The 15,906-nt window shown below is 50.6% G+C and carries 14 protein-coding genes and 1 riboswitch; of the genes, 10 read left to right on the forward strand and 4 right to left on the reverse strand.

Translation table 11 applies throughout. From position 1 onward, the window contains the following. Positions 1 to 188 precede the first annotated feature (188 nt). From ychF to ppc, 3 genes are all read right to left on the reverse strand, one after another. Positions 189 to 1,280, reverse strand: coding sequence for a redox-regulated ATPase YchF (ychF, locus tag HMPREF2608_RS06740; RefSeq protein ID WP_070826411.1), 1,092 nt, complete (start codon positions 1,278 to 1,280; stop codon positions 189 to 191). 123 nt (positions 1,281 to 1,403) lie between these two features. Continuing rightward, entirely contained in the window at positions 1,404 to 1,793 is a 390-nt protein-coding gene (locus HMPREF2608_RS06745) for a hypothetical protein (RefSeq protein WP_070826412.1), read from the reverse strand. Positions 1,794 to 2,149: 356 nt separating this feature from the next. After that, positions 2,150 to 4,852, reverse strand: coding sequence for a phosphoenolpyruvate carboxylase (ppc, locus tag HMPREF2608_RS06750; RefSeq protein WP_070826413.1), 2,703 nt, complete (start codon positions 4,850 to 4,852; stop codon positions 2,150 to 2,152). Positions 4,853 to 5,039: 187 nt separating this feature from the next. Here ppc and HMPREF2608_RS06755 point away from each other — a divergent pair, with 187 nt between their 5' ends. The 6 genes from HMPREF2608_RS06755 to HMPREF2608_RS06780 all read left to right on the forward strand — a co-directional run bounded on the left by HMPREF2608_RS06755 (position 5,040) and on the right by HMPREF2608_RS06780 (position 10,240). Beyond that, positions 5,040 to 5,504, forward strand: coding sequence for a cyclic pyranopterin monophosphate synthase MoaC (locus HMPREF2608_RS06755; protein WP_049336400.1), 465 nt, complete (start codon positions 5,040 to 5,042; stop codon positions 5,502 to 5,504). A 49-nt stretch (positions 5,505 to 5,553) separates the two neighbouring features. After that, positions 5,554 to 6,300: a HesA/MoeB/ThiF family protein gene (locus HMPREF2608_RS06760; protein ID WP_210402776.1), complete on the forward strand. Its 747-nt coding sequence runs from the start codon at positions 5,554 to 5,556 to the stop codon at positions 6,298 to 6,300. Positions 6,301 to 6,486: 186 nt separating this feature from the next. Further along, positions 6,487 to 6,831 (forward strand): CidA/LrgA family protein, encoded by a 345-nt coding sequence (locus HMPREF2608_RS06765; RefSeq protein ID WP_070826415.1) that lies wholly within the window; start codon positions 6,487 to 6,489, stop codon positions 6,829 to 6,831. A gap of 5 nt (positions 6,832 to 6,836) precedes the next feature. Next, positions 6,837 to 7,529: an LrgB family protein gene (locus HMPREF2608_RS06770; protein WP_141761474.1), complete on the forward strand. Its 693-nt coding sequence runs from the start codon at positions 6,837 to 6,839 to the stop codon at positions 7,527 to 7,529. Positions 7,530 to 7,571: 42 nt separating this feature from the next. Further along, positions 7,572 to 8,792 carry a bifunctional glutamate N-acetyltransferase/amino-acid acetyltransferase ArgJ gene (gene argJ / locus HMPREF2608_RS06775; protein ID WP_070826417.1) on the forward strand — a complete coding sequence of 407 codons (1,221 nt, stop codon included), beginning with the start codon at positions 7,572 to 7,574 and terminating at the stop codon, positions 8,790 to 8,792. 77 nt (positions 8,793 to 8,869) lie between these two features. Continuing rightward, positions 8,870 to 10,240 (forward strand): chloride channel protein, encoded by a 1,371-nt coding sequence (locus tag HMPREF2608_RS06780; RefSeq protein ID WP_141761475.1) that lies wholly within the window; start codon positions 8,870 to 8,872, stop codon positions 10,238 to 10,240. 74 nt (positions 10,241 to 10,314) lie between these two features. On the opposite strand, the gene ubiB is transcribed toward HMPREF2608_RS06780, so the two are convergent. Further along, positions 10,315 to 11,826: a ubiquinone biosynthesis regulatory protein kinase UbiB gene (ubiB, locus tag HMPREF2608_RS06785; RefSeq protein ID WP_070826419.1), complete on the reverse strand. Its 1,512-nt coding sequence runs from the start codon at positions 11,824 to 11,826 to the stop codon at positions 10,315 to 10,317. 206 nt (positions 11,827 to 12,032) lie between these two features. Further along, positions 12,033 to 12,130: riboswitch (glycine riboswitch) on the forward strand. A 210-nt stretch (positions 12,131 to 12,340) separates the two neighbouring features. On the opposite strand from ubiB, the gene gcvT reads away from it, so the two are divergent. From gcvT to HMPREF2608_RS06805, 4 genes are all read left to right on the forward strand, one after another. After that, positions 12,341 to 13,441: a glycine cleavage system aminomethyltransferase GcvT gene (gcvT, locus tag HMPREF2608_RS06790; protein WP_070826420.1), complete on the forward strand. Its 1,101-nt coding sequence runs from the start codon at positions 12,341 to 12,343 to the stop codon at positions 13,439 to 13,441. Next, complete coding sequence (locus HMPREF2608_RS06795; RefSeq protein ID WP_070826421.1) at positions 13,434 to 14,759, forward strand: hypothetical protein; 1,326 nt, start codon at positions 13,434 to 13,436, stop codon at positions 14,757 to 14,759. The genes gcvT and HMPREF2608_RS06795 overlap by 8 nt, the downstream gene beginning before the upstream one ends. Positions 14,760 to 14,813: 54 nt before the next feature. Continuing rightward, the gene (gene gcvH / locus HMPREF2608_RS06800; protein WP_141761473.1) at positions 14,814 to 15,200 is read left to right on the forward strand and encodes a glycine cleavage system protein GcvH; all 387 of its coding nucleotides are present in this window, start codon (positions 14,814 to 14,816) and stop codon (positions 15,198 to 15,200) included. 107 nt (positions 15,201 to 15,307) lie between these two features. Next, entirely contained in the window at positions 15,308 to 15,859 is a 552-nt protein-coding gene (locus HMPREF2608_RS06805) for a DNA-3-methyladenine glycosylase I (protein ID WP_070826423.1), read from the forward strand. Positions 15,860 to 15,906: the final 47 nt, after the last annotated feature.

The raw sequence follows: 15,906 nt of genomic DNA on the forward strand, positions 1-15,906 counted from the left end.
TAGGGGATTTTGGGGAATTTTGCAAAGGTCTCGGGAGATTTTAAGAGAGAAAAATTACGGGCCATGCCGCATTTATTATGGAGATGATGTCTTGTTTTGTTGATATTTCAAGACGTGAGGCCGTCTGAAAATAAATTCAGACGGCCTTAATCTTAGAAAAGGTCGTCTGAAAAAGCGTTTTACCGGGTTTATACGTTAAACAAGAAGTGCATCACATCGCCGTCTTGTACGACGTATTCTTTGCCTTCCACACGCATTTTGCCTGCTTCTTTGGCTTTGGCTTCGCCGCCTAAAGAGATGAAGTCTTCGTAGGCGATAACTTGGGCACGGATGAAGCCGCGCTCAAAGTCGGTGTGAATCACGCCGGCGGCTTGTGGCGCAGTGTCGCCTTTGTGGATGGTCCAAGCGCGGACTTCTTTGATACCGGCGGTAAAGTAGGTTTGCAGGCCCAAGAGGTCGTAGCCGGCACGAATCAGGCGGTTCAAGCCCGGTTCTTCCAAGCCCATTTCAGCGAGGAATTCGGCTTTTTCGTCGTCTTCCAATTCGGCGATTTCGCTTTCCATTGCAGCGCAAACGGCAACGACGGGGGCGTTTTCTTTTGCAGCCAATTCTTTCAGGCGGTCAAGGTGCGGATTGTTTTCAAAACCGTCTTCAGCAACGTTGCCGACATACATGGCGGGTTTGGCGGTGAGTAGGAACAGCGGTTTGAGCATGGCAAGTTCTTCTGCGTCTAAGCCGAAGGAGCGTACAGGTTTGCCTTCGTCCAGATGCGGCAGCAGTTTTTTGCACAGTTCGACCAGTTTTTGCGCGTCTTTATCGCCTGAACGTGCGCGTTTTTCTTCGCGGACGATGGCTTTTTCGACGCTGGCCAAGTCGGCCAGTGCCAACTCGGTGCCGATGGTTTCGATGTCGGCAATCGGATCGACTTTGCCTGCAACGTGAACGATGTTGTCGTCGTCAAAGCAACGTACAACGTTAACAATCGCGTCAGTCTCGCGGATGTTGGCGAGGAACTGGTTGCCTAAGCCTTCGCCTTTGCTCGCACCTGCAACCAAACCGGCGATATCGACAAATTCGACGATGGCAGGCTGCATTTTTTGCGGATTGACGATTTTTGCCAATTCGGCCATACGCGGATCGGGGACTTCAACGATACCGACGTTGGGTTCGATGGTACAGAAAGGATAGTTTGCCGCTTCGATACCCGATTGGGTCAGCGCGTTAAAGAGGGTGGATTTGCCGACGTTGGGCAAACCGACGATGCCGCATTTCAAGCTCATGGTTTTTCCTGAAAAGATAAAAGTTTAACGGCGGATTATAGCATATTGTGGAGGTACTCAAAACAGCCGCAATGCTGGTGTGTTCTTATAATAAAAGGCCGTCTGAAAAAAGAGGGATGGCATTCAGCTTATTGTTCTTCCGAAGAATGAGTAAATGAATAAAACTGTTAAATAAAACAATTTTTCGGACAGGATGCTTAAGATCAAACCTGAAAGAATGCCCAGTACCCAATAAATCATCTGACGGTATTTCGGGTCGGATGCGGTACGCAACATTTTAAAATACAAAACCAGACAGCCGAACATGCAGATTGTTTGAAAAAGAATGAGGGGGAGGCTGTCAATGGCTTCAGAAATCGAATCATGAAGGATGATTGTCCCTATGCGTATGCATAAATAAATTAAAGCCGAGCCTACCGCCGAATGCCAAAAAGGGACGGGCGTATCGGATGAATCGGGTGTTTTGTGGGGTTGAAGCCTGCCGAATAACAAGATAAATACAATGTCAAACATAATGATAGTTGCCTTGGCGTAAGGTGTTTTCGTTTTTCAGACGGCCTCGGGGTTGTCTGAAAGCTTATTGTGCGGCGATATGAGGTAGTGCCGCGGTAAGGTATGTCAGTAGGCCGACCATCCATCATGCTGAAGTGGTTGCCATAATTAAGTTAATAATTTGATTTTTCAGTGTATTATCTGCTGTTGCCCGTAATGGTTTGAAATACAGGGCAAGTTAAATGAATAGAGGGGAAAAGGAGTAAGCAGGTTGAAAAACGGTATGGGGTTTCGTGGGTAAAGTCTTTGCCACGGTTCGCAGTTAGTTTAAAGGCCGTCTGAAAAACTGTTTCAGACGGCCTTTTTTCCGTGCTGCCTTAACCGGTATTACGCAAACCTTGAGCTACGCCGTTGATGGTCAAGTGAACCATCAGCAGGGCGTGCGGATTGTCGGGCTCTTTGCGTAGGCGTTTGAGCATGGCGACTTGCAGGCCGTTGAGGGCGTTCAGGTATGGAATCCTCAAGGCAAGCGAACGGGCGAGGCTGCGGTTGTCGCGCAGGAGCTCTTCGGTTTGCAGCAGGTCGAGCAGTGCTTTGCGGCTGCGTTGGTATTCTTCCTTAATCATGCCGAAGATGACTTTTGCTTTATCGGGCGATTCGCTCAAGCCGGCATAGTTTTCCGCCAAGGTGATGTCGGTTTTTGCCATTACTTGCTCCATATTGGAGAGCATGGCTTGGAAGAACGGGTTGCTTTGGGCGTGTTCGCGCAGGGCGGCCAGTGTGTCGGGATTGCCTTCGCACAAGGTTTCCACTGCGCTGCCGAAACCGTACCAAGCCGGCAGCATGAGGCGGTTTTGCATCCATGAGAATACCCACGGAATTGCACGCAAGTCTTGAATCCGCGCCAAGGTTTTGCGGCTGGCGGGGCGGCTGCCGAGGTTGAGGGTGGCGATTTCCTGAATCGGGCTGGTTTGCAGGAAGTAGTCGATGAAGTCGGGGTGGGTAATCAGTTCGCGGTAGTATTTGAACGATACGTCCGACAAATCCTGCATCAGTTTGGCATCAGGGTCTTTTTTATCCGGCAGGATGCTGGCTTCCAAAGTCGCGGCAACCAAGGTTTCCAAGTTGCGTTGGGCATTGCCCGGGTCGGCGTATTTGGCGGTAATGACTTCGCCTTGCTCGGTAATGCGGATTTGTCCGGCAACGCTGCCTGCAGGTTGCGCCAAAATGGCTTGGTAAGAAGGGCCGCCGCCGCGACCTACGCTGCCGCCGCGGCCGTGGAACAGGCGCATGCGGACATCGTATTTTTTGAAGAGTTCGACCAAGCCCAACTCTGCCTGATACAGACACCATGAGCTGGTAACGTAGCCGCCGTCTTTGTTGGAGTCGGAGTAGCCCAGCATGATTTCTTGGATGTTGCCGCGGCTTTCGAGCAGGGTGTCATACCAGTCGAGGCGGAACATGGTTTCCATGACCGGACAGGCGTTTTCGAGCGCTTCGATGGTTTCAAACAGAGGCACGATATTGATGCGGCTGTGCGGTTTGCCGTTTTCCACCACCAACAGGCCGCTTTCTTTCAGCAGCAATGCCAAGGCGAGCAGGTCGCTGGGTTGTTCGCAGTTGGAAATAATGCTTTGTGTGACGGCATCTTCGCCGAATTCGTCTTTGATTATGCGCGCTTCGTTGAAAATTGCCAGTTCGTGACGAGTATGGTCGCTGTATGTGATGAACGGGCTGTACAGCGGACGTTGATGGCTCAATTCGCGCAACAGGGCGGCTTGTTTTTGCTCTTCGTTCAGGCTGTTGTAGTCTTCCAAGCCTGCGTGTTGGAAAAGCTCGGCAACCACATCGGCGTGTTTGCCTGCGTGTTGGCGCAGGTCGAGCGGCATCATGTGGAAGCCGAACACGGACACGCTGCGGATAATGTCGGACAGACGGCCTTCTGCCAGCAGTTGGCTGCCGTTCTCGTGGAGCGAGCGTTGCAGTTTTTTCAGGTCGTTGAGGAACTCTTCGACCGTGGCATAAGGCTCGAGGAAGCCGAATTTGCAGCCCATGCCCAAACCGAGTGAGCGTGCTTTGCCCATGGCGCGTGCCATGATGTAGGCGATGGCACGGCGGTAGGGTTCTTCGGTGCGGGCGATTTCTTCGTCAGGCGAGAGGGCGGCCAGTGCCATCACGTCGTCGTTGACTTTGACGCGGCGGATGGAGAGCGGCAATTCGCGGTAAAGTTTGTCGAGTTCGCCGCGATAGAAACGGAACACTGCGTCGGCATGCCGTCTGAACGCAAAACGCAAGGTTTCGGCAGAAACGAACGGGTTGCCGTCGCGGTCGCCGCCGATCCAGCCGCCGATTTTAAGGATATTCGGAACGCGGACGCCGGGATAGGCCGTCTGAAAATCACGTTCCATTGTGCGGTAGAGTTTGGGCAGGGCTTCAAAGAAGCTCATCGGGAAGATGGATACACCGTTGTTGATCTCGTCGTTGACGCTGAGTTTGTGGCGGCGTGTTTCGCTGGTCTGCCACAAGCCCAAAAGCACGGTGTCGATTTCGCGGCGCAACTGAGCCAGTGCATCAGGATTAGTGCAGCGTTCGCGTTGCGGGAGCAGCGCGCGGATACGGCGGTTGAAGCTCAAGACGGTTTGGCGTTGCACCTCGGTCGGGTGCGCGGTCAAAACGGCGGTAACGACTGTATTGTCCAGTTGTTGTTGCAACGCTTTGCCGTTGACTTTTCCGGCTTTGAGCTTGCGCACGGTTTCCGTCAGGCTGCCTTCGGCACTGTTGTGTCCGGCCTCTTCGTGGATTTGGCGGCGGCGTTCGTGGTGTACGTCTTCGGCGATGTTCAAAATCTGCGCGAACAGGCCGCAGGCTAAGGTTAAATCGTGGGTTTGTTGTTCGTCCAATTGCGGCAACACCTTCTCAATCAAGGCAGCGCTGTCGTCTGAAGTCGATAATAACTTAACGGTTTCGACCACCAAAGGCGACGCTTCCTCATGCAGCAGATTGAAAAGAGACTGTTTTAAAAATTCCGCATCCGCCGCCAGAGCGGCATCTTTGGGATTGTTTAAGATATGCAGTTGCATGATTTTTCTCTTGTTTAAATGTTAATTTGGGTTTGTCCCGAATCCATTGTATAGCAAATTTTTGTAAACTGCCAATGCTGCCGTCCGATACATTTCAAACCGGAAAACAGCCGTCCGTATCCGCCGCGTGGTCGCTGTCTGTAAAATGCCGTAAAATATTGCCCATCAAAACAGAGGCGAGAAACCCATGATTGAATTTCCCAACCAGCCTGATTTTCCTGAGCAACACACCGCCGTCGCCGTCGGCACTGTCAACATGAGCCAGCAGGCGATACGGGTGTTGATAGAGAATGCCACCGAAAAGGCAAGTATCCTGACCATCGCCCGCGTTGCCGCCATTCAGAGCATCAAACAGACCTCCAACCTGATTCCGCTGCACCTGCCCGGCCGCATCATCGGCGTGCAGGTTGATTTCGATATTAACGTTGAGTTGGCCTGCCTGAAGGCCACGCTGACCGTCCAAGCGCACAGCAACGGCAGCATTGCCACCGAAGCCCTGACCGGTCTCAATTTGGCGCTCTTGAGCGTTTACGACATGATGAAAGACGTTGACCGCAATATGATGCTCAGCGGCATCCGCCTCGAATCCGAAACCAGCAGCGAAGGCCGTCCTTTCCTGTTTGACAACGCATACGAAAATATTAATTTCTAAACCATTCAGGCCGTCTGAACATTGGGTTTCAGACGGCCTTATTATTATGATGAACGATCAACAACTTTTGCGGTTCAGCCGCCATATCCTGCTTGACGAAATCGGTATCGAAGGCCAAGAAAAACTTTTGGCCACCCATGTGCTTGTTGTCGGTTGCGGCGGGCTGGGTGCGGCGGCCTTGCCGTATCTTGCCGCCGCCGGTATCGGCAGCCTGACAATTGCCGATGCCGATACCATCGACGAGACCAACCTTCAACGCCAAATCACGTTTACCGAAGCCGACATCGGCAAAAACAAGGCTTTGGTCATGCAAGGCCGTCTGAAACAGATCAACAGCCAAACACACATTACAGCCATTGCCGAATTTCTCGATGAGGCCAGGCTTGTCGAATTGGCAAACGCCACCGACATCATTCTTGATTGTTCCGACAATTATCCCACACGCCAAGCGGTCAACCGCGCCGCCGTTGCCACGCGCACGCCTTTGATTTCCGCAGCGGCCGTCGGCTTTGACGGACAAATCGCCGTGTACCGTCCCGATCTTCCCGATACGCCCTGCTATGCCTGCTTGTTTGACGGCGAACAAGCCAGCGACGGTGCTTGTGCATTGTTCGGCGTTTTTTCGCCATTGGTCGGTGTTATCGGAACGACCCAAGCCGTCGAAGCGCTCAAAGTGCTGATCGGTATCGGTACGCCGTCGCACGGCAAACTTTCTACCTACAACGCGTTGAGCGGAAAATGGCAGCAATACGGGGTGAGACACAATCCCGAATGCCCGGTTTGCGGCGGCCGTTAAAGACAAAAAGCAGGGTAGGGGTTTCAATATTGCCTAAGCCAATCCGCTAGAGTAATCATACTTATCTTTCATTAAACTTGAAGGAAGGCGTTTCTTCCCTTTTCAGACGGCCTGTGGCACGATATGATTCAATGATTAATAAATTTTTTGAGGCCGTCTGAAAAAGGATAAGGAGAAACCGGCTTAATGAATATTATTCGTGCCTTATTGGTGGTATTGGGTTGCTTGGCTTTGGGCGAGGCAACCGTTTGGATTTTGGGGTTGAAACTGCCGGGCAGTATTGTCGGCATGGGTTTGCTGTTTGTCGCGCTTCAGGCCGGCTGGGTCAAATTGTCTTGGGTGGGAGAGCTGGCAGACATTTTGATGGCAAACCTGACTTTGTTTTTGGTGCCGCCTTGCGTGGCCGTCATCAGCTATTTGGATGTGATTGCAAACGACTGGCTTTCGATTTTGACGGCCACAATCGGCAGTACGATCTGCGTATTGTTGGTGACCGGCAAAGTGCATGAGTGGGTCAGGAGGCGGATGTGATAAATATAGACGGGCTGTTGCGCATGCCCTCGGTCATGCTGTTCCTGACTTTGGCCGTATATGCTTTGGCAGTGCAGATTCGGGCGCGCACGGGGAATGTGCTGTGTAATCCGGTATTGATCAGTACGCTGGTGTTGATGGGTTATTTGAAGGTATTTGCCATCGATTACGAGCTGTACCATTCTGCTTCTCACTTTATTGATTTTTGGTTGAAACCGGCAGTCGTGTTGCTGGCGGTGCCGCTTTATCGCAATTGGGACCGTATCCGTAGCCAGTGGTTGCCGGTGGTGTTGTCGCAGTTGGTGGGCAGCGTGACAGGCATTGTTACGGGCGTGTATTTTGCCAAATGGCTGGGCGCTTCGCGCGAAGTGATTTTGTCGCTGGCTTCCAAATCCGTGACCAACCCGATTGCGATCGAAATCACGGCGTCTATCGGCGGTATTCCGGCGATTACGGCGGCAACGGTGATTATTGCCGGGCTTTTTGGACAGATGGCCGGATATAAAGTGTTGAAAGGGACGTTGTATATGCCTTCTTCAGTGGGAATGTCTTTGGGTACGGCCTCGCATGCGATGGGTATTGCGGCGTCATTGGAATACGGCCGCCGTATGGCCGCATATGCCGGCTTGGGCTTGACGCTCAACGGCGTGTTGACGGCGATATTGGTGCCTATTTTGATTCCCTTATTGGGCGTATAGCGTTTAGGCCGTCTGAAAATAGTGTAAACAGGAGAAAATGATATGGCTGTAAATTTGACTGAAAAACGTGCAGACGAATTGTTGGAAATCGACGGCATCCGTCTGTTTACAGGTCGTGCCGGCATCAAGCAACAAGACCGCGACGATTTGACGCTGATGGTGTTGGGCGGCGGACATACGGTGGGCGCGGTGTTTACGCAAAACCGTTTCTGCGCCGCGCCGGTGCATATCGCCAAGTCGCATCTGTTTGATCAAGACGGCGTGTGTGCCTTAGTCATCAATACGGGCAATGCCAATGCGGGTACCGGCGCACAAGGCCGTCTGGACGCGATTAAAGTGTGTGCGGCGGTGGCAGAACAGGTCGGCTGCCAATCCAATCAGATTATGCCGTTTTCGACCGGCGTGATTTTGGAGCCGCTGCCTGTGGATAAAATCGTGGCCGCTTTGCCGCAAGTACGCCCTGCATTCTGGTCGGACGCGGCGCGTGCCATCATGACGACAGATACTGTACCGAAAGCCGCTTCACGCACAGGCTTGGTCGGCGAGAAACACACAGTCCGCGCTACCGGTATCGCCAAAGGTTCGGGCATGATTCATCCGAATATGGCGACCATGTTGTCGTTTATCGCCACTGATGCCAAAGTGTCCCAACCGATTTTGCAGCTGATGACCCAAGAAATCGCAGATGAAAGTTTCAATACGATTACCGTGGACGGCGATACCAGTACCAACGACAGCTTTGTCATTATGGCGACAGGCCGTTGCGGTCAGAGCGAAATCGACAATACCGCCGATCCGCGCTATGCGCAGCTCAAAGCCTTGCTTGGTTCGCTGGCTTTGGAGTTGGCACAGGCGATTGTCCGTGATGGCGAGGGTGCGACCAAGTTCATCACGGTTGAAGTGCAAAACGCGAAAACCCGCGAAGAGGCGCGAAAAGTGGCTTATGCCGTCGCCCATTCGCCTTTGGTGAAAACCGCTTTCTTTGCCTCCGACCCGAACTTGGGCCGTCTGTTGGCAGCCGTCGGCTATGCCGGTATTGAAGACTTGGACGTCGATGCTTTGAAAATGTGGCTGGATGACGTGTTGGTTGCCGAAAATGGCGGCCGCGCGGAAAGCTATACCGAAGAGGCCGGACAAGCCGTGATGAACCGTCCGGAAATCACCGTCCGCATCGACTTGCAACGCGGCGATACGACGGCAGCCGTCTATACCTGCGATTTGTCGCACGAGTATGTGTCGATTAACGCGGATTACCGTTCTTAAAAACCTTTATCCTTATTTTCAGACGGCCTTTGAGAAAAGTATCAAGGCCGTCTGAACACATTGACTGCGTGTTTATGATGAAATTTCCCCAAACTTGGGCAGCGCGTCTCGCCCACAAAATCCGCCAAACCAAACGCCTGTCGAAAAAGAGCATTGCCTTTCTGTTTTTGCTGGCAGGCTCGGCACTGGTTGCCCTGACGGCTTTGATGTTTGCGTACTTGGCGGATTTGGCTTTGGAATGGAACGCTTTGCTGGTGGGGAAATATCCGTGGTTTGCGTGGGTGGCTTTGCCGCTGGGTTTGCCTCTTTTGGCGTGGTTTACGCGCAGATTTGCGCCGTACACTTCCGGCAGCGGTATTCCGCAGGTCATCGCCTCTTTGTCTTTGCCTTATGGTGCGCAGAAAACCCGTTTGATTCGTTTGGGCGAAACCTTTTTCAAAATTCCGCTGACGTTTTGCGCCATGCTGTTGGGCGCGTCTGTCGGCAGGGAAGGGCCGTCTGTGCAAGTGGGCGCGGCGGTAATGAACGCTTGGGGCGCGTGGTGTAAAAAGCACGGGCTGGCGTTTAGGGGTATGCAGGAAAACGATTTGATTGCCGCAGGTGCGGCCGGCGGTTTGGCGGCGGCGTTTAACGCGCCTTTGGCCGGCGTGGTGTTTGCCATCGAAGAATTGGGGCGTGGCGTGCTTTTACGTTGGGAACGTCAAATCCTGATGGGCGTGTTGGCGGCCGGTTTCATTCAAGTGGCGATACAGGGCAATAACCCGTATTTCTCAGGTTTTCAAGGGCATGAGCTGCCAAACATGCTGATGTGGGCCGCGGTGTCGGGCATAGTCTGCGGCGTGGCCGGTGGATTGTTCGGCAGCTTTTTGTATCGCGGAGCGGCGGTATTCGCACCGGTACGCTGGCGCAGTTTCATCCGCCGCCATTTGTTGGTGGTCGCCTTTGCAATGGGTATTTTTCTGGCATTGCTCGGCACGTTTTATCAAGGTAAAACCTATGGCACGGGCTATCACGAAGCCGCAGCCGCACTCAAAGGCACGTATGAAGCGCCGTTCGGCTTGGCAGTCGCAAAATGGGCGGCAACCGTGTTCAGCTATTGGGCAGGCATTCCCGGCGGCATCTTCACGCCGTCGTTAACCATCGGCGCGATGATAGGTGAACACATGGCCTCTTTCGCGCAACTGGGCGACGCGTCCAATGTCGCGGTTTTGCTCTGCATGGCCGCGTTCCTTGCCGCCGCGACCCAATCGCCGTTGACCGCCGCCGTGGTGGTAATGGAAATGACGGGCGGACAGAATTTACTGTTTTGGATGCTGCTGACGTGCATCTTCGCTTCGCAAGTCTCGCGCCAATTCTCGCCGCATCCGTTTTACCACGCTGCAGGTTTGCGCTTCAGACGACATATCGAAGCTGAAAGCGGATATGTTCAGCACGAGAAAAAAGAATAGGTCGGCATATAAAAGGCCGTCTGAAAATTGATTTCAGACGGCCTTTTATATGTCGTTTAACGTTGTATTGCGGTTTACTTAAACAGCAAAATCAGCAGCAAAACAACTGCAATCACACCCAGCCACAGGCTTTGGCGTTGCTGTACTTTGACCAAGTGAACATAGGCATCGCGCATTTCCTGCTGGCGGTTCTCATCAACCAGCGCACTGATTTTGCGCGGCAGGGAAGGGATGATTTGGGCCCAGTCGGGAGCTTCGTTTTTGAGGTTGCGCCAAAGGGCTTTGGGGCCGACCTGTTCGTTCATCCAACGCACCAAAAACGGTTTGGCGGTTTTCCACAAGTCCAAATCGGGATCAAGCTGGCGGCCCAAGCCTTCGATGTTGAGCAGCGTTTTTTGCAGCAATACCAACTGCGGTTGGATTTCGACATTGAAGCGGCGGCTGACTTCAAACAGGCGCATCAGCACCAAGCCGAAGGAAATCTGCGAAATCGGTTTGTTGAACACAGGCTCGCACACGGCGCGGACAGCGGCTTCCAATTCTTCCGCACGCGTGTCGGCAGGTACCCAGCCCGATTCGATATGGGCGGTGGCGACGCGGTGGTAATCTCGGTTGAAGAAGGCGAGGAAGTTGATGGCGAGATAGCGTTTGTCGTAGTCGGTCAGCGTGCCGACGATGCCGAAATCGAGTGCGATGTAACGGTTGTCGGCGGCGACCAAAATATTGCCGGGGTGCATATCCGCATGGAAAAAGCCGTCGCGGAAAACTTGCGTGAAGAAGATTTCCACGCCGTAATCGGCGAGTTTGTGCAAATCGATGCCGTCTGCTTTGAGTTTGGCGATATCGGATACCGGTGTACCGTCCATCCATTCGATGGTCAGTACGTCGCTGGTGCAGTAGTCGTAAAACACCTTCGGCACAATTAGCATATCGCTGTTTTGGAAATTGCGTCCAAGCTGGCTGGCATTGGCGGCTTCGCGCATTAAGTCCAATTCGTCGTGCAGGTATTTGTCAAATTCGGCTACCACTTCGCGCGGCTTCAAACGCTTGCCGTCTGGAAACAAACGTTCCACCCAGCCTGCACCAAAGCGCATCAGCGACAAATCCTGTTCAATCACGGGCAAAAGGTTGGGGCGTAAGACTTTCACTGCGACCTGTTCGCCCGAATGCAGGCGGGCTTTGTGTACTTGGGCGATGGACGCGCTGGCGACAGGCTCTGTTTCAAATTCCGCGTATAAAGTGTCGATGGATTGCCCCAGCGATTTTTCGATTTGCGAGCGCGAAAGCTGCGCGTCAAACGGCGGCACTTTGTCTTGCAGCCTTGCCAGTTCGACCGCGTAATCATGCGGAATCAAATCGGGGCGCGTCGATAATACCTGTCCGAATTTGATGAAAATCGGCCCCAGGCTTTCCAAAGCCAAACGCAGGCGCACGGCAGGCGTTTCGTGTTTGAACTTGGACGACTGCGGCAACATATTGAGGAAAGTCCGCGCCCAACCCGGACGGACCAGCGAGGCAATCAGCTCGGCAAGGCGGTAGCGGTAGAGCGTGCAGAGGATGGTTTTAATGCGTTTGAGGCGGTTCATGATGGGCGCGGATAAATCGAAAAAACAGAATTATATAGGAAAAACGGGTAAGGGCTTCAGACGGCCTGAGACTTTTGCAAAAACGTTTGCCGCATAGCTAACAATTTTATAAAGGCTCAGGTTTTGCCGCCCCAATAAAAAGACGAATATTCACATCATAAATATTCGTCGGCTACTTGCCCAAACCGCCGATTCAAGACATAATCGGGAAATGTGCAGGAGAGTGTTACATCCAACTACAATGTAACCACCGAAGGCGCAGACACCCTTAAATCGCTCAGGTATCAGGGACTGCACATTGAAACAAACAATCTGGAGAGCGGCGTTTGAATAACGTCCACCGAAGGGGAGAAGGCCGTCTGAACCACCATTCAGACAACCGCGCAAAGCAGTGAGCAGACTGGTTTGCCATCATGCGGATACGGCCGAAAATCTCAGGTTCAAGGACAGATAGGGTCATCCGCGCATAGGTGCGCGGGCGGCATCTGAACAAAAAATCCGGAGAAACTTGAGAATGACTGCTCTGAAAACCACCCCATTTCATCAAGCCCATCAAGATGCAGGCGCGAAGCTGGTAGATTTTGCCGGCTGGGAGCTGCCCATCCATTATGGTTCACAAATCGCCGAACACGAAGCCGTGCGCACCGACGCCGGTATGTTTGACGTATCCCATATGCTTGTTACCGACGTAGCAGGAGCAAATGCCAAAGCCTTTTTCCGCAAATTGATTGCCAACGATGTCGCCAAACTCGCTTTTGTCGGCAAAGCCCTTTATTCCGCTTTACTCAACGACAACGGCGGCGTGATTGACGACTTGATCGTTTACCGCACCAATGAAGCCGAAACACAATACCGCATTGTGTCCAACGGCGCGACCCGCGAAAAAGACACCGCCCAGTTCCACAAAGTTGGACAAGAATTCGGCGTCGCCTTCAACCCGCGCTACGACCTCGGCATGCTCGCCGTACAAGGCCCGAAAGCCATCGAAAAACTCCTGACCGTCAAACCCGAATGGGCGGACGTGATTCACGGCCTCAAACCGTTCCAAGGTGCAGACTTGGGCAATGATTGGTTTGTCGCCCGCACCGGCTATACCGGCGAAGACGGCGTCGAAGTGATTCTGCCGGGCACTGAAGCCGTCGCATTCTTCAAAGCCCTGCAAGTAGCAGGCGTACAGCCTTGCGGCCTCGGCGCACGCGACACCCTGCGCATGGAAGCCGGTATGAACCTCTACGGCAACGATATGGACGATAATACCAGCCCGCTCGAAGCAGGCATGGGTTGGACCGTTGACTTGAAAGACGAAAGCCGCGACTTCGTCGGTAAAGCCGCATTGGTGGCATTGAAAGAAAAAGGCGTTACTGTGAAACAGGTTGGTTTATTGCTCGAAAAAGGCGGCATCCTCCGCGCGCATATGGAAGTGTTGACCGATAAAGGCCAAGGCGAAACCACCAGCGGCGTATTCTCTCCAAGCCTGAAACAATCCATCGCCATCGCACGCGTACCGAAAGATTTTGACGGTGATACCGCCAAAGTTCTGATGCGCGGCAAAGAAGTGGACGTACGCGTACTGAAGCTGCCGTTTGTCCGCAACGGACAGAAACAGTTTGATTGAAAATAGTCAGAAGATTTCAGACGACCTTTTTAGAAAATATAGGTCGTCTGAAAACGAGAAGAAGGATTCCATTAAGGTTTCTGAAATGATAAATATAGATAAAATAGATAAAAACTTAAATATCATTTCAAATGCTCTTAAATTAATTACAATTTTTGGAATCGCATTTGGGTTTATAGTTGTTTATACATATATTTCTCATATTAATCAATTGGGGATTTTTGCAAATATAATAAGCCAACCTTATAGCGTTATAGCAATATTGGTCATATTTGGTTTTATCAGTTTTGTATTTTTCATGGCATTGTCTGCTCCGTATCAGTTATCTGCTGTGGCTAATGATGAAGGCGTAATAATAAAACGAAAAAGAGAATACTTGATTTTTTTACTACCTGGTATCGTTCCAATCCTTGGATTTTTAATATGGGTTTACATTGTTTTGTTTGTGTCCAAAGAGCGGTATGATAAAGAACTTGTAGAATACATTATAATTATATCTTCTATTTTTGTACCTGCTGTATCATTTTTAATGTTTTGGTTTTACTCTCGGGGGAATTATTTAAAAAATCTAAAAAGAAAAGATAATTCATTAAAAATTAAGAGATTTAATGGTGTATATTCAATATATTCGTTTTTGAGTTTATTTCTTTATTTTCTAATTGTTTCACTTCTAATATTTTTCGTATTCTTTTTTGTTATTTTGCCCATTACAGGATATTGGATTCAGTATGAAAATTTGCAATGGTGGTTTATAATATTTTCTGTAATAATTTATGGCATTAATGCTTTCGTGGCTACTACTTTTTTGAATAATGAAAAGAATAAAGTTTCAAAAAAATATATTTATTATGTTTTCCCAATATTTTTTTGTTTTTTCTATTGGATTTCAATTATTTTCTTTATAGATGCTTTTCCACAGAGACTATTGTATCCTATTGGATTTGTAGAGCTTCCTAAAGATTCAGCTTGGTATCTGATGCATAATAATTATAAAAGTCAAGAAAATAGTGAAATTAATGGTATTACGAAACAAGCATTGGAAAGTATCAAGAAGAATTTTTCTAAATATACAGATCAGTCGGCAATAGATTTTGATAATGAAAGAAATAAGTGTTTCAAACCAGTAATTAAATATCAAAAGAATGCTTTATATGGATATATGGCATGGAATTTGGGAGATATAAAGATATTTTGTCCTAAATCCGTTCAATTCTATGGCGAAATGAACAAGGATGAGCAGATAATAGAATCTAGGAAATGCTTAGTTCTTGAAGCTGAAATTATCCAGCCTTTGAGTGAGCAATACATTCCTTATTAAAGATAGGTGGTTTCAGTTAACCGTTTTAAACCAAAACCAATGGAGAATCAAACCATGAGCAACAACATCCCAGCCGAACTGAAATACGTTGCCAGCCACGAATGGCTGCGCCTTGAAGACGACGGTACCGTTACCGTCGGCATTACCCACCATGCGCAAGAGCTGTTGGGCGACATCGTGTTCGTCGAGCTACCAGAAGTCGGCGCAAACCTGGCTGCCGAAGAACAAGCCGGTGTGGTTGAATCTGTAAAAGCCGCATCTGACGTGTACGCTCCGATTGCAGGCGAAATCGTTGCCGTCAACGAAGATTTGCCAAGCGCTCCGGAAACTGCCAACAGCGACCCTTACGGCGCAGGCTGGTTCTTCAAAATCAAACCTGCCAACCCTGCCGATTACGACGGTCTGCTGACTGCCGAACAATACGCAGGCGAAGTAGCTTGATTTTTGCAAACATTCAAACAGGTTTTTCATCTGTTTGATATTGCAGGTCTTAGGTCGTCTGAAAAATGCTTTCAGACGGCCTTTGTTTCAATTTTTCCTCAGCAAACATGAATTACTGCGAATTTGTCGCCACGCTTCCTGACGATACGGACAACCCCAACAAACATTATCACGACGCGCAATACGGTTTTCCGATTGAGGATGACAATGAATTGTTTGAGCGGCTGGTGTTGGAAATCAATCAGGCAGGATTGAGCTGGACGTTGATGCTGAAGAAGCGGCAGGCATTTCAGACGTCATTTAAAGGTTTTGACATCGATACGGTCGCCATATTTGACGAAGCCGATATTGAGCGACTGCTTGCCGATGCAGGCATCGTCCGCAACCGCCTGAAAATCAACGCAGCCATTTATAACGCGCGACAAATCAAACAAATACAGCAAGAATACGGCTCATTCAAAAACTGGCTGGATGCGAACCATCCGCTCGACAAGGCTGAATGGGTGAAGCTGTTTAAAAAACATTTCAAATTTGTCGGCGGCGAAATCGTCGGCGAATTTCTGATGAGTACCGGCTACCTACCCGGCGCGCATGTGGAAACCTGTCCGGTTTATAGGGAAATATTGGCATGTCGTCCAAAGTGGGCGGAGGCCGTCTGAAACAACATCTGCAAGAAAAAACAGTGTTGATATCGATAACACCGAAG

Source organism: Neisseria sp. HMSC064D07 (genome assembly GCF_001837185.1).
Classification (GTDB): Bacteria; Pseudomonadota; Gammaproteobacteria; order Burkholderiales; family Neisseriaceae; genus Neisseria; species Neisseria flavescens_C.

Coding starts and splice junctions, on each gene's coding strand:
- HMPREF2608_RS06745 (WP_070826412.1), bottom strand. CDS start 1,793: ATGTTTGACATTGTATTTATCTTGTTATTCGGCAGGCTTCAACCCCAC.
- ppc (WP_070826413.1), bottom strand. CDS start 4,852: ATGCAACTGCATATCTTAAACAATCCCAAAGATGCCGCTCTGGCGGCG.
- HMPREF2608_RS06755 (WP_049336400.1), top strand. CDS start 5,040: ATGATTGAATTTCCCAACCAGCCTGATTTTCCTGAGCAACACACCGCC.
- gcvT (WP_070826420.1), top strand. CDS start 12,341: ATGACTGCTCTGAAAACCACCCCATTTCATCAAGCCCATCAAGATGCA.
- HMPREF2608_RS06780 (WP_141761475.1), top strand. CDS start 8,870: ATGAAATTTCCCCAAACTTGGGCAGCGCGTCTCGCCCACAAAATCCGC.
- ychF (WP_070826411.1), bottom strand. CDS start 1,280: ATGAGCTTGAAATGCGGCATCGTCGGTTTGCCCAACGTCGGCAAATCC.
- HMPREF2608_RS06760 (WP_210402776.1), top strand. CDS start 5,554: ATGAACGATCAACAACTTTTGCGGTTCAGCCGCCATATCCTGCTTGAC.
- ubiB (WP_070826419.1), bottom strand. CDS start 11,826: ATGAACCGCCTCAAACGCATTAAAACCATCCTCTGCACGCTCTACCGC.
- HMPREF2608_RS06765 (WP_070826415.1), top strand. CDS start 6,487: ATGAATATTATTCGTGCCTTATTGGTGGTATTGGGTTGCTTGGCTTTG.
- gcvH (WP_141761473.1), top strand. CDS start 14,814: ATGAGCAACAACATCCCAGCCGAACTGAAATACGTTGCCAGCCACGAA.
- argJ (WP_070826417.1), top strand. CDS start 7,572: ATGGCTGTAAATTTGACTGAAAAACGTGCAGACGAATTGTTGGAAATC.
- HMPREF2608_RS06805 (WP_070826423.1), top strand. CDS start 15,308: ATGAATTACTGCGAATTTGTCGCCACGCTTCCTGACGATACGGACAAC.